Annotated in this window: 19 protein-coding genes; 9 read left to right on the top strand and 10 right to left on the bottom strand. The window is 70.2% G+C overall.

The window, feature by feature from the left end; translation table 11 throughout:
- Window positions 1-133: 133 nt before the first annotated feature.
- Window positions 134-913, top strand: coding sequence for a polyphosphate kinase 2 (gene ppk2, locus F0P95_RS07335; RefSeq protein WP_182336313.1), 780 nt, complete (start codon window positions 134-136; stop codon window positions 911-913).
- 72 nt (window positions 914-985) lie between these two features.
- Here ppk2 and F0P95_RS07330 read toward each other — a convergent pair whose 3' ends face one another.
- Both F0P95_RS07330 and F0P95_RS07325 read right to left on the bottom strand, forming a co-directional pair.
- Window positions 986-1,582: a TlpA family protein disulfide reductase gene (locus F0P95_RS07330; protein ID WP_182336312.1), complete on the bottom strand. Its 597-nt coding sequence runs from the start codon at window positions 1,580-1,582 to the stop codon at window positions 986-988.
- The gene (locus F0P95_RS07325) at window positions 1,579-2,853 is read right to left on the bottom strand and encodes a YihY family inner membrane protein (protein ID WP_054663219.1); all 1,275 of its coding nucleotides are present in this window, start codon (window positions 2,851-2,853) and stop codon (window positions 1,579-1,581) included. The genes F0P95_RS07330 and F0P95_RS07325 overlap by 4 nt, the downstream gene beginning before the upstream one ends.
- A gap of 77 nt (window positions 2,854-2,930) precedes the next feature.
- On the opposite strand from F0P95_RS07325, the gene wrbA reads away from it, so the two are divergent.
- The 4 genes from wrbA (at window position 2,931) to ybaK (ending at window position 4,926) form a co-directional block, all read left to right on the top strand.
- Window positions 2,931-3,524 carry an NAD(P)H:quinone oxidoreductase gene (gene wrbA, locus F0P95_RS07320; RefSeq protein ID WP_182336311.1) on the top strand — a complete coding sequence of 198 codons (594 nt, stop codon included), beginning with the start codon at window positions 2,931-2,933 and terminating at the stop codon, window positions 3,522-3,524.
- Window positions 3,521-3,865: a DUF2069 domain-containing protein gene (locus tag F0P95_RS07315; RefSeq protein ID WP_182336310.1), complete on the top strand. Its 345-nt coding sequence runs from the start codon at window positions 3,521-3,523 to the stop codon at window positions 3,863-3,865. The genes wrbA and F0P95_RS07315 overlap by 4 nt, the downstream gene beginning before the upstream one ends.
- 100 nt (window positions 3,866-3,965) lie before the next feature.
- Entirely contained in the window at window positions 3,966-4,451 is a 486-nt protein-coding gene (locus F0P95_RS07310) for an asparaginase domain-containing protein (RefSeq protein ID WP_182336867.1), read from the top strand.
- 1 nt (window position 4,452) lies between these two features.
- Window positions 4,453-4,926 (top strand): Cys-tRNA(Pro) deacylase, encoded by a 474-nt coding sequence (gene ybaK / locus F0P95_RS07305; RefSeq protein WP_182336309.1) that lies wholly within the window; start codon window positions 4,453-4,455, stop codon window positions 4,924-4,926.
- Between the two features lie 132 nt (window positions 4,927-5,058).
- On the opposite strand, the gene F0P95_RS07300 is transcribed toward ybaK, so the two are convergent.
- Both F0P95_RS07300 and sufT read right to left on the bottom strand, forming a co-directional pair.
- Entirely contained in the window at window positions 5,059-6,156 is a 1,098-nt protein-coding gene (locus F0P95_RS07300) for a branched-chain amino acid aminotransferase (RefSeq protein ID WP_182336308.1), read from the bottom strand.
- Window positions 6,157-6,222: 66 nt separating this feature from the next.
- On the bottom strand, window positions 6,223-6,774 hold the full coding sequence (sufT, locus tag F0P95_RS07295; RefSeq protein ID WP_056931967.1) for a putative Fe-S cluster assembly protein SufT: 552 nt from the start codon (window positions 6,772-6,774) through the stop codon (window positions 6,223-6,225).
- Between the two features lie 107 nt (window positions 6,775-6,881).
- Here sufT and F0P95_RS07290 point away from each other — a divergent pair, with 107 nt between their 5' ends.
- Window positions 6,882-7,304 carry a hypothetical protein gene (locus tag F0P95_RS07290; protein WP_182336307.1) on the top strand — a complete coding sequence of 141 codons (423 nt, stop codon included), beginning with the start codon at window positions 6,882-6,884 and terminating at the stop codon, window positions 7,302-7,304.
- Window positions 7,305-7,337: 33 nt separating this feature from the next.
- On the opposite strand, the gene F0P95_RS07285 is transcribed toward F0P95_RS07290, so the two are convergent.
- Genes F0P95_RS07285 through F0P95_RS07275 form a run of 3 tightly spaced genes read right to left on the bottom strand, consistent with a single transcriptional unit; the run spans window position 7,338 to window position 9,570 of the window.
- The gene (locus F0P95_RS07285) at window positions 7,338-8,777 is read right to left on the bottom strand and encodes an NAD(P)(+) transhydrogenase (Re/Si-specific) subunit beta (RefSeq protein ID WP_182336306.1); all 1,440 of its coding nucleotides are present in this window, start codon (window positions 8,775-8,777) and stop codon (window positions 7,338-7,340) included.
- A complete protein-coding gene (locus F0P95_RS07280; protein ID WP_182336305.1) occupies window positions 8,774-9,271 on the bottom strand; it encodes a hypothetical protein in 498 nt (165 codons plus the stop codon). Before F0P95_RS07280 ends, F0P95_RS07285 begins: the two co-directional genes overlap by 4 nt.
- Complete coding sequence (locus tag F0P95_RS07275; protein WP_182336304.1) at window positions 9,268-9,570, bottom strand: NAD(P) transhydrogenase subunit alpha part 2; 303 nt, start codon at window positions 9,568-9,570, stop codon at window positions 9,268-9,270. The genes F0P95_RS07280 and F0P95_RS07275 overlap by 4 nt, the downstream gene beginning before the upstream one ends.
- Window positions 9,571-9,704: 134 nt before the next feature.
- On the opposite strand from F0P95_RS07275, the gene F0P95_RS07270 reads away from it, so the two are divergent.
- Genes F0P95_RS07270 through F0P95_RS07260 form a run of 3 tightly spaced genes read left to right on the top strand, consistent with a single transcriptional unit; the run spans window position 9,705 to window position 11,013 of the window.
- Entirely contained in the window at window positions 9,705-10,247 is a 543-nt protein-coding gene (locus F0P95_RS07270; RefSeq protein ID WP_232528925.1) for an RNA polymerase sigma factor, read from the top strand.
- Entirely contained in the window at window positions 10,244-10,600 is a 357-nt protein-coding gene (locus tag F0P95_RS07265) for a hypothetical protein (RefSeq protein WP_232528923.1), read from the top strand. The genes F0P95_RS07270 and F0P95_RS07265 overlap by 4 nt, the downstream gene beginning before the upstream one ends.
- Before the next feature lie 5 nt (window positions 10,601-10,605).
- Window positions 10,606-11,013 carry a DUF3106 domain-containing protein gene (locus F0P95_RS07260; protein WP_182336302.1) on the top strand — a complete coding sequence of 136 codons (408 nt, stop codon included), beginning with the start codon at window positions 10,606-10,608 and terminating at the stop codon, window positions 11,011-11,013.
- A 184-nt stretch (window positions 11,014-11,197) separates the two neighbouring features.
- Here the strand turns inward: F0P95_RS07260 and F0P95_RS07255 are convergent, their stop codons facing one another.
- The 3 genes from F0P95_RS07255 to F0P95_RS07245 form a co-directional block, all read right to left on the bottom strand.
- On the bottom strand, window positions 11,198-11,383 hold the full coding sequence (locus tag F0P95_RS07255) for a hypothetical protein (protein WP_182336301.1): 186 nt from the start codon (window positions 11,381-11,383) through the stop codon (window positions 11,198-11,200).
- A 235-nt stretch (window positions 11,384-11,618) separates the two neighbouring features.
- Window positions 11,619-12,722: an NAD(P) transhydrogenase subunit alpha gene (locus F0P95_RS07250; protein ID WP_182336300.1), complete on the bottom strand. Its 1,104-nt coding sequence runs from the start codon at window positions 12,720-12,722 to the stop codon at window positions 11,619-11,621.
- Window positions 12,723-12,779: 57 nt separating this feature from the next.
- The gene (locus tag F0P95_RS07245; protein ID WP_182336299.1) at window positions 12,780-15,086 is read right to left on the bottom strand and encodes a DUF1631 domain-containing protein; all 2,307 of its coding nucleotides are present in this window, start codon (window positions 15,084-15,086) and stop codon (window positions 12,780-12,782) included.
- Window positions 15,087-15,236 lie beyond the last annotated feature (150 nt).

Here is a 15,236-nt window from a genome sequence, read left to right as displayed (position 1 = left end):
GGCGACGGCCGGGAAGGCGCCGGGCACTGCGCCGCGGATCCGCCAACCCACCGCTGCGGCGACGGCGCCGCGCAGCGCTGGTTCCCGGCTCCCCGGCTGCGCTAGGCTCGTGCTTCCGGACAGGGAGACCGCCATGGACAAGCTCAAGCGCAAACAGTACGAGCAGTTGCTGGAGCCCATGCAACTGGAACTGACCGCGATGGCGCGCTGGGTCCAGCACTCGGGCCAGCGCCTGCTGGTGCTGTTCGAGGGCCGCGATACCGCCGGCAAGGGCGGCGCCATCCTGGACATCGCCCGCCACCTGAATCCCCGCCAGTGCCGCGTCGTCGCCCTGCCCAAGCCGACCGACCGCGAGTGCACGCAGTGGTACTTCCAGCGCCATGTCGCGCACCTGCCGGCAGCCGGCGAGATCGTGCTGATGGACCGCAGCTGGTACAACCGCGCCGGCGTGGAAAAGGTGATGGGGTTCTGCACCGACGCCCAGTACCACGCGTTCCTGGCCCAGGCGCCGGTGTTCGAGCGGCTGCTGGTGGATGACGGCATCCTGCTGTTCAAATACTGGCTGTGCGTGGACCAGGAGCAGCAGGAAAAGCGCTTCGCCGAGCGCCGCCAGAATCCGCTCAAGGGCTGGAAGCTGTCGCCGGTCGACCTCAGGTCACGCGTGGAATACAACGCTTACACCCATGCGCGCGAAGCCATGCTGGAAGCGACCCACAGCCACCATGCGCCGTGGACGCTGGTGGATTTCAACGACCAGAAGCGCGGCCGCCTGACCCTGATCCGCGACCTGCTCGACCGCCTGCCGGAAACACGCCTGGACGAGGCGCTGATCGACCTGCCGCCCTTGCCGGACGCGCCGAAGAAGGAAAAGTACGGCATGGTGAAGCCACTGCCGCCGTTCGCACCCGGCTGAGCGCCACCCCGCGCGGAGCGGCGCCCTTGCCGATGGCCGCTGGCCAATGGACCGGGGCGGGCGCCGCCGCGATCAGCCCACCTTGCCGCCGGCCGCGACGATGGCCTGCTCGATCTTGCCGGCATCGACCGGGCCGAGGAACTGGTGGGCGACCTTGCCATCGGGCCCGATCAGGTAGGTCATCGGCAGGCCGCGCGGTGTGGCGAAGTCCTTCGGCGGGTCGTACGGGTCGAGGATGACGATCGGATAGGCCACGGGGTGCTTTTCCAGGAAGGCGCGCATGTCGTCCGGCTCGATGTCCTCGTAGGCCAGGCCGACCACCTCGACGTTGTCGCGCATGGCGTGCAGTGCCGACAGTTCCGGCATTTCCTGCAGGCATGGCCCGCACCAGGTCGCCCAGAAATTGACCACCACCCATTTCCCGCGGTGGCCGGCCAGGTCGTAGTCCTCCCCGGCCACGGTCCTGGCCTGCAGCCGCGGCATGGCCGCGGTCTCCGCCACCACGCCCGGGTTGGCGCCGGCGGCAGGCGCCTCGGCCGGATTCGACTCAGGGACGGCCGCGGACGGGAGCGGGGTCCCGGCCACGGTGGCGGGCGCGCCGGCGTCGGGCGCGCTGCAGCCGGCCAGTGCCAGCACCAGCAGCGCGAAGGGAAGCAATCGGGGGGTCATCGTTCGTCTCCGGTAATGGCATAGATGTCGCCCACGCGGCGCTTGAGCAGCTCGCGCAGCGGCACGCGCAGTTCGTCCAGCGCGCGGCAGGCCGCCTGGCCCAGCGCATCCTCGCGGAACGGCAGGTATTCCTCGGCGATCGGAATGCGCAGCTGCGAGCTCTCGTACAGTTCGCGCAGGGTGATGCTGTCCAGGTCGCGCGCCAGCAGCCACTGCCCGCGTTCATCGCGCCGCAGCAGGTTGATCGCCTCCATCTGGCACAGCAGTTCCTGCAGCAGCGAATCGGTGAGCATCGGCTCCAGCGCCAGCAGTTCCTCTTCGTCCAGCCCGCGCCCCTGTTCGCGCGCCTCGCGGAAGCGCCCGAGCAGGCGCAGCAGGCCATACAGCTCGCAGCCCTGCGGCAGGCGCAGCGCAACCGGCTGGTAGCGGAACGCGGCGATCGACGACGCCAGCGAGGCGCCGAGCAGCACCGACACCCATCCCAGGTAGATCCACAGCAGCAGGATCGGCACGAAGGCCACCGTGCCGTACAGCTTCTGGTAGGACTGGAAGCTGCCCAGGTACAGGCCCATGCCCCACTTGACCAGCTCCAGCATCACCACCGCCAGCAGGGCGCCGGGAATGGCGTGGCGCCACTTCACGGCGTGGTGCGGCACCACCCGGTAGACCAGCATGACGCAGGCGAATTCGATCAGCACCGGCGCCAGGCGCAGCGCCAGGTCGGCCAGCCAGCGGCCCTCGACGGTACCGAACAGGGGCAGCGCGAACACCTTGGCCGACACCGCCAGCGAAGCGGCGGCCAGCATCGCGCCCAGGGTCAGCACGGTCCAGTACACCAGGAAACGGGTCAGCCGCGGCCGCGCCGAGGCCACCCGCCAGATGCGGTTGAAGATCTGTTCGATGCTGTTGAGGGTGATCAGCAGCGACGCCACAAGCGCGATGAAGCCGGCGGCGGTGAGCTGGCCGACGCTGGCCGAGAACTGCCGCAGGTAGCCTTCCGCCGCGCGCGCGGCCGAGGGCACGAAGTTGGAGAACACGTAGTCGCTGAGCGCCTCGCTCCAGCGGTCGAACATCGGGAACGCAGACAGCACCCCGAACACCACGATCGCCAGCGGCACCAGCGCGAACACGGTGGTGTAGGCCAGCGCGCCCGCCGCCTCGAACAGGCGGTCGTCGAGGAAACGGTGCCACAGGAAACGGGCGAAACTGGCCCGGCGCCCGCTGTCACGGACCCGTTCCATCCATAGATTGAGCGAATCCAGGGGTTCCATCCGGCAAGGGTACCCGATGCAAAGCGTGGCCCGCATCGCCGATACTGCCGCCTCCCGTGTGATGAGTGGATGGTGCGATGGCGGAAATCCTGGTGCTGTACTACAGCCGCGGCGGCTCGGTGGCGCGGTTGGCGCGGCAGATCGCCCGCGGCATCGGCGAGGTGCCGGGCATGAGCGCGCGCCTGCGCACGGTGCCACCGGTCGCCGCGGTCACCCAGACCAGCGCCCCGCCGGTGCCCGAGGATGGCGCGCCCTACGTCGAGGTCGCCGACCTGGAGCAGTGCGACGGCATCGTGCTCGGCAGCCCGACCCGCTTCGGCAACATGGCCGCCCCGGTCAAGCATTTCCTCGACGGGCTCGGCGCGCAGTGGGTCAACGGCACCCTGTCCGGCAAGCCGGCGGCGGTGTTCACCTCCACCGCGTCGATGCATGGCGGGCAGGAATCGACCCTGCTGTCGATGCAGCTGCCGCTGCTGCACCATGGCTGCCTGATCGTCGGCATCCCGTTCACCGAACCGGCGCTGAGCCACACCACCGGCGGCGGCACGCCCTATGGCGCCAGCCACGTGGCCGGCGCCCAGGACGACCCCCAGCCCAGCGACGACGAAGCGCACCTGGCGCGCGTGCTGGGCCGGCGCGTGGCCGACATCGCGCGGAGGCTGGCGCAATGAGCACGGCGACGCGACGGCACCCGACCCTGCTGCTGGCGCTGATCGCGCTGGCCGCGCTCTACACCTGGTGGTTCCTGCACGACAAGCACTGGCTGGCCACGCAGCTGGTGTTCACCGGGCCGCCGCTGCTGCTGGCCATCGCCCTGCGCCTGGGTTGGCGGCTGGCGCCGTTCTGGTCGGGCGTATGCGCGCTGGGCTGGTTCAGCCATGGCGTGATGAGCGCCTGGAGCCACCCGGAAACCGCGCCGCTGGCCTGGGTGGAGATCGCGCTGTCGCTGCTGGTGATCGTGCTGGCGAGCCTGCCGGGCCTGCGCGCGCGCTTCGGCAGGAAATCCCCGTAACCGCTGGCGCTGCCCGGCGCATGCGCGGCACAGCCCGCGCCTGCGCCGCCGCGCACCGCCGTTTATCATTGCACCAACACCGTTTGGACCCAGCGCCATGATGGAAGAGCTCCTGATCGTCACCACCGGTGGCACGATCGACAAGATCTATTTCGACGACAAGTCCGACTACCAGATCGGCGACCCGCAGATCGGCATGATCCTGCGCGAACTGGGCGTGACCTTCCGCTTCAACGTAATCCCGATCCTGCGCAAGGATTCGCTGCACATCACCGACGACGACCGCGAGCTGATCCGCGCCACGATCGCCGCGCAGCCCACCCGCCACGTACTGGTCACCCACGGCACCGACTCCATGGTGGCCACCGGCAAGGTGCTCAAGACCATCCCCGGCAAGACCATCGTGATGACCGGCGCGCTCAGCCCGGCACGCTTCCGCGGCTCGGACGCCGAGTTCAACATCGGCTGCGCGATCGGCGCGGTGCAGTCGCTGGCCGAGGGCGTCTACATCGCCATGAACGGCCGCGTGTGGAATCCGGACAAGGTGCGCAAGAACGTCGAGGCCAACCGCTTCGAGCCGCTCTGAGGTGGCCCGCGGCACCCGCGCCACCGCCGCGCTGGACAAGGCCGGGGTCGGCCACGGGCTGCATGCCTACGACTACGCCACCGAGGTGGACAGCAAGGGCATGGCCGCCGCGCAGGCGCTGGGCATCGACCCGGCGCGGGTGTTCAAGACGCTGATGGCATGGGTGGACAAGCAGCCGGTGGTCGCGGTGATCCCGTGCGACCAGCGGCTGTCGCTGAAGAAACTTGCCACCGCCTGCGACGGCAAGCATGCGCAGATGATGGAAATCGCCGAGGCCGAGCGCCGCAGCGGCTACAGGGTCGGGGGCATCAGCCCGTTCGCGCAGCAGCGCCCGGCCAGCGTGCTGTTCGCCAGCGCGGCGCGGCAGCACGCACGCATCTGGATCAACGCCGGCCAGCGCGGCCTGCTGCTGGACATCGCCCCGGCCGATGCGCTGGGCTTCCTGCAGGCGCGCTGCGCGGACCTGTGCGAGTAACCCGGCGCCGCGCGGGCGCACCCACGGCGCGGACCGCCGCATCACGGGTAGCGCATCGCGCGCGCCCATGGTGCCCCGCAAACGCAGAAGCCCCGCCGGAGCGGGGCTTCGTTGCGACCCACAGGCCAGGGGTCAGGCGTCCAGCCGCACCAGCCAGCCGTGGCGGTCCGGCAGGCGACCGTACTGGATGTCGGTCAGCTCCTTGCGCAGCGACATGGTGACCTCGCCGGCCGGCGCGTCCAGGTTGCCGACCGTGAAGCCTTCGCCCTTGAGCTGGCCGATCGGGGTGATGACCGCGGCGGTGCCGCAGGCGAACACCTCGGTGATATCGCCCGACGCCACGCCCTGCTTCCACTCGTCGATGGACACCTTGCGCTCCTCCACGGTCATGCCACGGTCGCGCGCCAGCTGCAGGATCGATTCGCGGGTGATGCCTTCCAGGATCGAGCCCGACAGCGCCGGGGTGACCAGGGTGTTGCGCTTGCCGTAGACCAGGAACACGTTCATGCCGCCCAGTTCCTCCAGGTACTTGCCCTCGACCGGGTCGAGGAACAGCACCTGCGAGCAGCCCTGCGCCTGCGCCTGCTGCTGCGGCAGCAGCGACGCGGCATAGTTGCCGCCGCACTTGGCCGCGCCGGTGCCGCCCTTGGCCGCACGTGCGTAGTCGGTGGACAGCCAGATCGCGACCGGCGCCACGCCCTTGGCGAAGTACGGGCCGGCCGGGCTGGCGATCACGTAGTAGCTGGCCTTGTGCGCGCCGCGCACGCCGAGGAACGCCTCGTCGCCGATCATGAACGGACGGAAGTACAGGCTGGCCTCGTCGGCGCCGGACACCCAGTCCTTGTCCACCGCGATCATCTGCTTCAGCGACTCGACGAAGATCTCCACCGGCAGCCCGGGCAGCGCCAGGCGCGCGGCCGAACGCTGCAGGCGGCGGCCATTGGCCTCCGGGCGGAAGGTCCACACCGAGCCGTCGGCGTGGCGGTAGGCCTTGATGCCCTCGAAGATCTCCTGGCCGTAGTGCAGCACGGCGGCGGCCGGGTCCAGCGCGATCGGGCCATACGGCATCACTGCCGCGTCATGCCAGCCGGTGTCTTTGTCCCAGCGCACGGCCACCATGTGGTCGGTGAAGTGCAGGCCGAAACCCGGCTTCTCCAGGATCTTGGCGCGCTCGGCGGCGCTGCGCGGATGGTCCGAACGGGTGACGTGGAAGCTCAGAGACTGGGACACCGGATGTTTCCTTCCAGATTGCGGGTTTTGAAGCCGGCCCGCACCCGGGCCAGCGCGTTGGACACCTTACAGCATGCCCGTTTCGAGCCGTGCCGCCTCGGACATCATGTGCTTGCCCCACGGCGGGTCGAACACCAGCTCGACGTCGGCGGCGGCCACGGTCGGGATCATTTCCAGCTTGCTGCGCACGTCGTCGACCAGGATCTCGCCCATGCCGCAGCCGGGCGCGGTCAGGGTCATGCGCACGTCCACTTCGCGCCGGCCATCGTCCAGGTGCTTGATGTCGACCTCGTAGATGAGTCCGAGATCGACGATGTTGAACGGGATTTCCGGGTCGAAGCAGGTACGCAGCTGCTCCCAGACCAGTTTTTCCACGTCCTCGTCGCCAGCGCCCTCGGGCAGCTCCAGCCCGGGCGGCGGCTCCTTGCCGATGGCGTCGCCGTCCTTGCCGGCGATGCGGAACAGGTTGCCTTCGACGAACACGGTATAGCTGCCACCCAGCGCCTGGGTGATATAGCCGTAGCTGCCGGCAGGCAGGGTCACGCTGTCGCCCTGGGGCACCATGACGGCCGGGCAATCGCGTTCGAAATGGACGGGTTCGCTGCTGCGGGAGTACATGTGGATCGATATGGGGACGCGGACGCTACCCGCAAGAAGGCCATTTTAGCCGACTGGGCGCACCGACCGCTGAAAGGCTATGCTGCTTGACCTTTTCGGGAATGCCCATGCCACCTGCCCCACGCCCGGCCAGCCGCCCCCAGCATTGGCTCTGGCCCCTGCTGTTGCTGCTGGGAAGCATCACCCTGGCCATCGCCTGGCTGATGGTCGCGCTGGCCACCGGCTCGCAGGCCGGCTGGATGGCGATCGCCGCGGCGGCGGAGGCGGCATGGATGCTGCGCCTGGGCACGCTGGCCGCTGGCAGGACCCGGATCGCCGTGGCGATGCTGGCCACGCTGCTGATCGCGCTGGCCGCCAACTGGGGCATCGCCGCGGCCTACATCGGCGGCCCGATGGGCCTGGCGCCGTGGGAATCGGCGCTGCGCCTGGGCCCGCACCTGGCCTGGACCCTGATCGGGCTGGCCAACGGCACCGCCGAGATCCTGTGGCTGCTGGCCGGGCTGGCGGTGGCGTGGTGGCTGGCGCGGTAACGCGCAGGGCGGGCGACGACGCCCGCGTTGCGCTCAGTGCCCGCCGTCCAGCGCCTTCAGTTCGCTGACCAGCGCGCTCGCCGCCTCGGCACCGTCGCCATACAGCATGCGGGTGTTGTCGGCGTAGAACAGCGCATTCTCGATGCCGGCGAAGCCGGTGCCCTTGCCGCGCTTGATGACGATGGTGTTCCTGGAATTGACCACGTCCAGGATCGGCATGCCGTAGATCGGGCTGGACGGGTCGGTCTTCGCCACCGGGTTGACCACGTCGTTGGCGCCGATCACCAGCGATACGTCGGTGGTGGCGAACTCGGGGTTGATGTCGTCCATGTCGGCGATCAGGTCATAGGGCACGCCGGCCTCGGCCAGCAGCACGTTCATGTGCCCGGGCATGCGCCCGGCGACCGGGTGGATGGCGAACTTCACCTTCACCCCGCGCTCGATCAGCCGCTGCGCCAGCTCCCAGATCTTGTGCTGGGCCTGCGCCACGGCCATGCCGTAGCCGGGCACGATCACCACGCGCTCGGCGAAGGCCATCATCGCCGCCACGTCGGCGGCCTCGATCGGTTTCTGGCTGCCGCTGATTTCCGCCGCGCCCTGCCCGCCGCCGCCGAAATGGGAGAACAGCACGCCGCTGATCGGCCGGTTCATCGCCTTGGCCATCAGCCGCGTCAGCAGGATGCCGGCCGCACCGACCATCATGCCGGCGATGATCAGCGCCTCGTTGCCCAGCACGTAGCCTTCGAACGACACCGCCAGGCCGGTGAAGGCGTTGTACAGCGAGATCACCACCGGCATGTCGGCGCCGCCGATGGGCAGGGTCATCAGTACGCCCAGCGCCAGCGCCGCCACGAAGAAAGCGATGATCGCCAGCGGCTGCAGGCTCAGCGCCGCCCACACCCCCAGCGCCACCATCGCCACGGCCACCAGCAGGTTGAACGCCTGCTGCCCGGGGAAGGTGACGCGCTTGTCCAGGCGGCCATCGAGCTTGGCCCAGGCGATGACCGAACCGGACAGCGACACCGCGCCGATGGCCGAACCGATGATCGCCAGCGCCAGCACCGTGGCCGATGGCTGCCGCGCCGCGAGTGCGGCAATGGCTTCGGCGCTCCAGTGGCTGGTGTCGCGGCCGGCGACGTCGGCGAAGCGCAGCAGTTCCACCGCACCGATGGCCGCGGCCGAGCCGCCGCCCATGCCGTTGTACAGCGCCACCATCTGCGGCATGTCGGTGATGGCGACCTTCTTTGCCGACACCCAGGCCAGGCCGGTGCCCAGCGCCAGCGCCACCAGGATCAGCGCGATGTTGTGCAGTCCCGGCAGGAAGAACGTGGCCACGGTGGCGATCAGCATGCCCGCGCCCGCCCAGTGGATGCCGCTGCGCGCGGTCCTGGGCGAGGCCATGCGCTGCAGGCCCAGCAGGAACAAGGTGGCGGCCACCAGGTAGCTCGCCTTCACCAGCAACGTCATGCTCATGCCGCTCCCTCCCGAACCGTGGTTTTCGCGATGCCGGCGTGGCGGTCGCGGCGATGGTGCTCGCGCATCTCGATCGCCGTCTTCAGCAGCCCGATCATGCCCATCCCGAACGCCACCAGGCCCAGCGACAGCTGCGACAACGCCGCCGTTTCGGCCAGCGCCGCGCCCACCAGCCCCAGCACGATCGGCAGCAGCGCCTCGGCGGTCAGCAGCCATAGCATCCAGCCGCCCTTGCGCGGGTCCTCCCAGACCCTGCGCGAGATCCGGTTCTGGGTCCGGGTCGGGTCCTGCAGCGAAGACATGCCGATGCCGACGCCGGCGTACAGCAGGGCGTTGTTGAGGGCATCGAGCAGGCCGTCCATGCCCCTGAACAGGGGCAGCGCGGCATAGCCGAACGCGACCAGCAGGGCCGGATACTGCAGGTAGCTGAGCCACTGGAACAGCTGCCGCACCTCGATCCGCCGCGCCGCTGCCGGGGCTGCCGGTGCGCTCATTTGCCCTGCCCTTCCGGCTTCCTGGAGCTCTTGAACATCTCCAGCATGCGTTCGGTGACGACGTAGCCGCCGGCCGCGTTGCCCGCGCCCAGGGCGACGGCGATGAAACCGATGGCCTTCTCCAGCGTGGTGTCGGCATGGCCCAGCACCACCATCGCCCCGATCAGGACGATGCCGTGGATGAAGTTGGAACCGGACATCAACGGCGTGTGCAGGATCACCGGCACCCGCGAGATGATCACGTGGCCGGCGATCGCCGCCAGCATGAAGATGTACAACGCCACGAACCCGTCGCTCATTGCTGCCCTCTCCGAGGCCGGAACTGCCCGTCCCGCATCATAACCACGCGATGAACGCCGGCGCGACCATTGCCGTGTCAACCGATCCGGCGGCCGCGCGTTATCGCTGTCAGGACCTGCCGGAACGCTACCCTGTGCTGGTGACAAGCCCACCCCTGACGCCCGTTGCCGCCCCCGCCTCGCTGGACGCCTTCCTGGCCGGCGTCGGGCCGCGTGCGTTCCGCTTCGCCGAGGCCGGCCTGCGCCAGCGCGACGATGCGCTGGACGCGGTGCAGGACGCGATGGAGCGGATGCTCGGTTACCGCGAGCACCCGGCCGAAGAATGGACGCCGCTGTTCTGGAGCATCCTGCGCCGGCGCATCATCGACCTGCAGCGGCGGCGCGGCTTCCGGCTGAAGTTCTGGGCACCGGCGCAGGACGGGGACGGCCCGATCGACTGGGCCGACGACAGCCCCGGCCCGGCACGGCAGCACGAGCAGCGCGAGGAGTACGCGCGGCTGGTGCAGGCGTTGCGGCGGCTGCCGGCACGCCAGCGCGAGGCGTTCAGCCTGCGCGTGCTGCAGGAACTGGACGTGGCCACCACGGCACGGATCATGGGCTGCTCGGAAGGTTCGGTGAAAACCCACCTGTCGCGTGCGCGCGACGCATTGCAGAAACAACTGGAGGTCTCGCGGTGAACCGCCTGCCCACATCCCGGAACGAAGACTTCGACCGCTCGCTGCGGCAGCTGCAACAGCATGCCGAAGGCGCGGTTTCCCCGGCCGCGCTGGCGCGCCTGCGCCAGGCCCGCCAGCAGGCCACTGCCGGCGCTGGCGCCTCGCCATGGCGCCGCCGTGGCTGGTGGCTGGCCACCGCCTGCTCGGCGGTACTGGCGGTCACCGTGGCGGTGCAGTTCAACCGCACGCCACCGGTACTGCCGCCCAGCGTGGCGGCCGACGCCGCCGCCGAACTGTCCGACGACGCCCTGCTGTTCGATGAAAGCCCCGAGCTGTACCTGTGGCTGGGTTCGGACACGGTGGCGATGGAGTGAAAGCCATGACGATCCGCCTTTCCCTGTTGTCGCTGCCGCTGCTGCTGGCCTGCACCGCGCCGGCATATGCCCAGCAGCCGCCCCTGCCCGGATGGGACCAGCTCACCCCGGCCCAGCGCGAAACCCTGATCGCGCCGATGCGCGACCGCTGGAACGCCTCGCCCGAACACCGCCAGCGGATGTACGACCATGCCCGCGGCTGGCAGCAGATGAGCCCGGAGCAGCGCATGCAGGCACGCCGCGGCATGCATCGCTTCCAGGGCATGTCGCCGCAGCAGCAGCGCGAGGCCCGCGCCCTGTTCGCGAAGATGCGCGGCATGGACAAGGCCCAGCGCGAACAGCTGCGCGAGCAGTGGCACCGGATGACGCCGGAGCAGCGCCGGCAGTGGCTGGAGGCCAATCCGGCCGATTGAAGGGGGCGGCAAGCCCCACGGCCGGCGCCCCTGCGGTTACCGGTGCGCTCCCATCCGGACAGGTTTGCGGCATGCCATGGTGCTTGACGGAGCGCGCGGACAGGGCCGAGCGCTACACGGCCCGGCACCGTGGAAATCCGCAGGGCAATGTCGGGCTTTCTTGTTCGGCCCAACCCGCGTGCCATCATTCATCTGACAGAGGCGGCAGCCGTGTCACCCCGGATACCGACTCGGCATGCAGCAGGACGCGGTTGTCCAGACAGCATTGCGGCGGCGCCTGGGGCCGCCACTCGAACACGCCCGGAACCGTGGCCGCCGCCCGCCGCGCCCGCAACACCTCACGCGTGCCGAACGGCTCTTCCAGAATCATGGGGGGCCTGCCAGCGTAATGATCCGCACATGCGGATCATCACAGTCATACAGATAGGCTCCCTGGTGCATGGCCGTCGCGACACAGGCCGCCACCCGCGCATGCCTGCCCGCATGTTTTTCCGGGCTTTCAGCCAGGTGCTGGCAGGCAACCCGTAACGGCTCGTCGGCGAAGGCAGGCCCACTACCCGGGCCGCCTGCCGCCAACCACGCGACGACAGCCCCGACATGCACCTTCACACCGGCGGGATCTCCCCCGCGGCCGGGCGCTCCGGCCACACCGTCTTCGCCAGCAGTTCGTCGTTCCAGTCGAAGGCCAGCGCGCCGTCCTTGAGGAACAGCGATACGAAGTTGAGCACGTTGCGCGCGTACATCTCGCTGGCGTGGATGGCACCCATGCTGGCCAGGTCGAGCGGACCGGCCACGGTGACCCCGCCCACGTCGAGGGTTTCGCCCGGCCGCGTCGCCTCGCAGTTGCCGCCGGTCTCGGCGGCCAGGTCGACGATCACGCTGCCCGGGCGCATGCCCGCGACCATCGCCGCGGTGACGATCTTGGGTGCCGGACGGCCGGGCACCGCGGCGGTGCAGATCACCACGTCCACGCCCTTCAGGTGCTCGGCCAGGCGCCGCTGCTGCTCGGCGCGCTCGGCGTCGGTGAGCTGGCGCGCATACCCGCCCTCGCCGGCGGCACTGACCCCCAGGTCGAGGAACCTGCCCCCCAGCGATTCGATCTGTTCGCGGGTCTCGGGGCGCACGTCGAAGCCTTCCACCTGCGCGCCCAGGCGCTTGGCGGTGGCGATCGCCTGCAGGCCGGCCACGCCGGCGCCAACCACCAGCACCTTCGACGGGCGGATGGTGCCGGCAGCGGTGGTCAGCATCGGGAAGAAGCGCGGCGCCAGCTGCGCGGCGATCAGGGTGGCCTTGTAGCCGGCCATGCCGGCCTGCGAGCTGAGTATGTCCATGGCCTGCGCGCGGGTGGTGCGCGGCAGCCGCTCCAGCGGGAAGGTCACCAGTTGCCGCGCCTGCAGCGCGGCGGCGCGGGCCGCGTCCGCCTGCGGGTGCAGCGCGCCCACCAGCACCGCACCGGGCTTGAACCGCGCGACCAGCGCCGGCGGTGGCGCCTGCACGCACAGCACCAGGTCGGCAGCGTCCACGGCATCGTCGATCTGCGCGCCGGCTTCGCGGTAGGCCTGGTCGGTGAACCCGGCCGCAAGGCCGGCACCGGCCTGCACCCGCACCCTGGCCCCGGCCGCCAGCAGCTTCTTCACCGTCTCCGGCGTGGCCGCCACGCGCCGCTCGCCCGCCGCGGCTTCCTTCAACACCCGTACCTCAACGGCCATGCCCGTCCCCGATGCGCAGTGGAATACGCCAAGGATCGTAGCAAAGCAGGTCGGTCCTCAGTGCACCGTGGACGTCTGCGGGTCGAGCCGGTCGATCACGCCCTGCATGGCGCTGTCGAACGCGCCGTCGTCGACGTGGGGGCGCAGGCGGCCGAGCCGCTCCATCACCACCAGCTCCTCCGGCGAGGCCACGCAGAAGCGGATGCCACGGCGGTTGACGAACAGCAGGCGCGAGGAAATCGGGCTGACCCAGGACAGCTTGCCGGCCTGCACCTTGCCGTCCTTGTCGATGAAATCCAGCCAGGTACCGATGTCCATGGCGCGGTAGCGGGCGGCATCGGCATGGTCGACGTTCTCCGGGCGCGCCCCGGCACCCAGGTCCAGCGCCGCCGATTCCTGCGCGGGCGGCGTCGGCAGGCTGACCTGCGGCAGCTCGGGCAGTGCCCGTTCCAGCTCCGGGCGCGCCTCGGCGATGGCCTGCAGCGTGTCGTGCAGCGCGTCGATCGCGCCGACACTGCCCTCGCCATGCAGGCCGACGCTGGCGAATACCTTGCGCAGCCCCGGCTGGATGGACTGCAGCCACGGCTTGCCGACCACGTGCCGGCGCGCCTCGGCCACTTCCTCGAGCAGCACGTCGGCCAGTGCCAGCGCTTCGCCGACCGACTCGCCGTCGTCGCCTTCGCGCAGCAGGCTCATGGTCAGGTGGTGATTCCAGGGCTGGCGCAGGAAGCCCTCGATCGCCGCCGGCAGCGGCGCGCCCTGCAGCCGCCGCTCCAGTTCGGCCAGGGCACGGCTGCGCGCCAGCTCCAGCTTCTCCTGGCCGCGCTGGGTCTCGGTCGCGCGGCGCTCGGCGATCTCGATGCGGCGCCGATGCTGGGCGAGGAACTCGCGGAACTCCTCTTCCAGGGTCAGGAAGATCGCCAGGTTCTCGTTGAACTCGGCGATCAGCCGGTCGATGATCTCCTCGACCTTGCCCATCAGCGCGCGCTCGGCCTGGCTTTCGCCGGCGTTGCCCTCGCAGGCCTCGGCCAGCGAGTTGAGCAGGCGCCGTGCCGGGTGGGTCTTCTGCACGAACATGCGCCGGTCCAGCAGCGCGACCTTGACGAAGGGCACCACCAGGCGGCCGATCAGTTCGCGCGAGCGGCCTTCCAGCTCGCGCTCGTCCAGCATCACGTCGAACAGCATGCCGACCAGGTCGATGGCGTCCTCGTCCTGCGGGTCCAGCCGCGCCTGCCCCGGATCGACGCCGAGGCGGGTGGCGCCGGAAATCACTTCGTTCTTGAGCCGTTGCGCCAGCGACTCGCTCTGGTCGCCCACCGCCGCGCGCAGGGTCGCCGTGGGCGTGGCCTGCAGCAGCGAGAGCACCGACATCATTTCGTGCTGGCTGAGCGGACGTTGCTGGCCGACCGCCACCTGCGCGGCGGCAGTGGCGTCCTCGCGCACGTGGCGGGTCTGCGCCAGCAGTTCGTGCAGCGCCTCCAGGATCATGTTCTGGCCGCTCGCCGACGGGGTGCCGTCATAGCCTGCCGGGTTGCCGGCCTGCAGTTCGCTGCGGTGCCGCGCCCAGCGCTCGGTGAAGCGGCGCGCCCAGGCCGGGGCGTGCTGCGGATCGGACAGGTCCTCGTCGTCGCCATGCGGCATGCCGGCATCGGCATCGGCCGGCCGCGCCGGGCGCGGCGCGGCGGCAGGCCGCTGCGGCGGCTGTGAGATGGCCGGCATCACCCCGGCCTGTGCCAGGCGTTCGTCGACATCGCGGTAGATGCGCCCCACCTGCACGGCGAACTCGCGTTCGCACAGCTTGATCAGCACCAGCCGCACCTCGGCGGCCAGGTCGCACACGCCGAACGCCTCGTGCACCGCCACGCCGATGTGTTCCGGACCGATCGGATTGAGGTCGATGTCGAGCCCGTCCACGCCACTGATCCAGGCCAGGCGGCGATCCAGCCGTGCCAGTACCGGCTTCCATTCGCGCAGCACCACCGCGGCGAAATTGCGTACCGCCAGGCGCGACTCCAGGTCGTGCTCGGACACCAGGCTCAGCCCGGCGTCGCCCTGCCCGGCCTGCGCCAGCGCGGCCTCGGCCGACAGCGGTGCGGCGGCCTCGAGCGCGGCCCAGGCCTGCCGCAGGTGGGCGCCGAAGCGCGCGGTGATGTCGTCGCGGCGCCGGCGCAGCTCGCGCATGCCGTCAAGGAAGACCAGCTGCGACGCGCCCGCGGTCTCGGCACGGTCGAACAGGGCGTCGTCGAATCCGGCCAGTACCCGGGCGAAGGTGGCCGACAACGGGGGCAGCGCGGCTTCGCGCGCCAGCGCCAGCAGGTCCGGGTTATGGCCGGGGCGCTCTGGAAGATGCGGCTGGGACATCATGCGCAGTGGCTCCGCACCTTCGCAGGCGCTGCTCCTGTAAGGATCGTATGGAAGAAAGCGGACAGCCCCCCGGTCTCCGCCCACGCATGGTAGGGGGAGAAGCTGAACAGGGCCAGTGATGCAGTCCGCACTTTGTACCTCGCCACCGGC

Source organism: Stenotrophomonas acidaminiphila (genome assembly GCF_014109845.1).
Lineage (GTDB): Bacteria > Pseudomonadota > Gammaproteobacteria > Xanthomonadales > Xanthomonadaceae > Stenotrophomonas > Stenotrophomonas acidaminiphila.
Note: the sequence above shows the minus strand (reverse complement) of the source record. Positions and strands in the feature narration are given on the sequence as shown.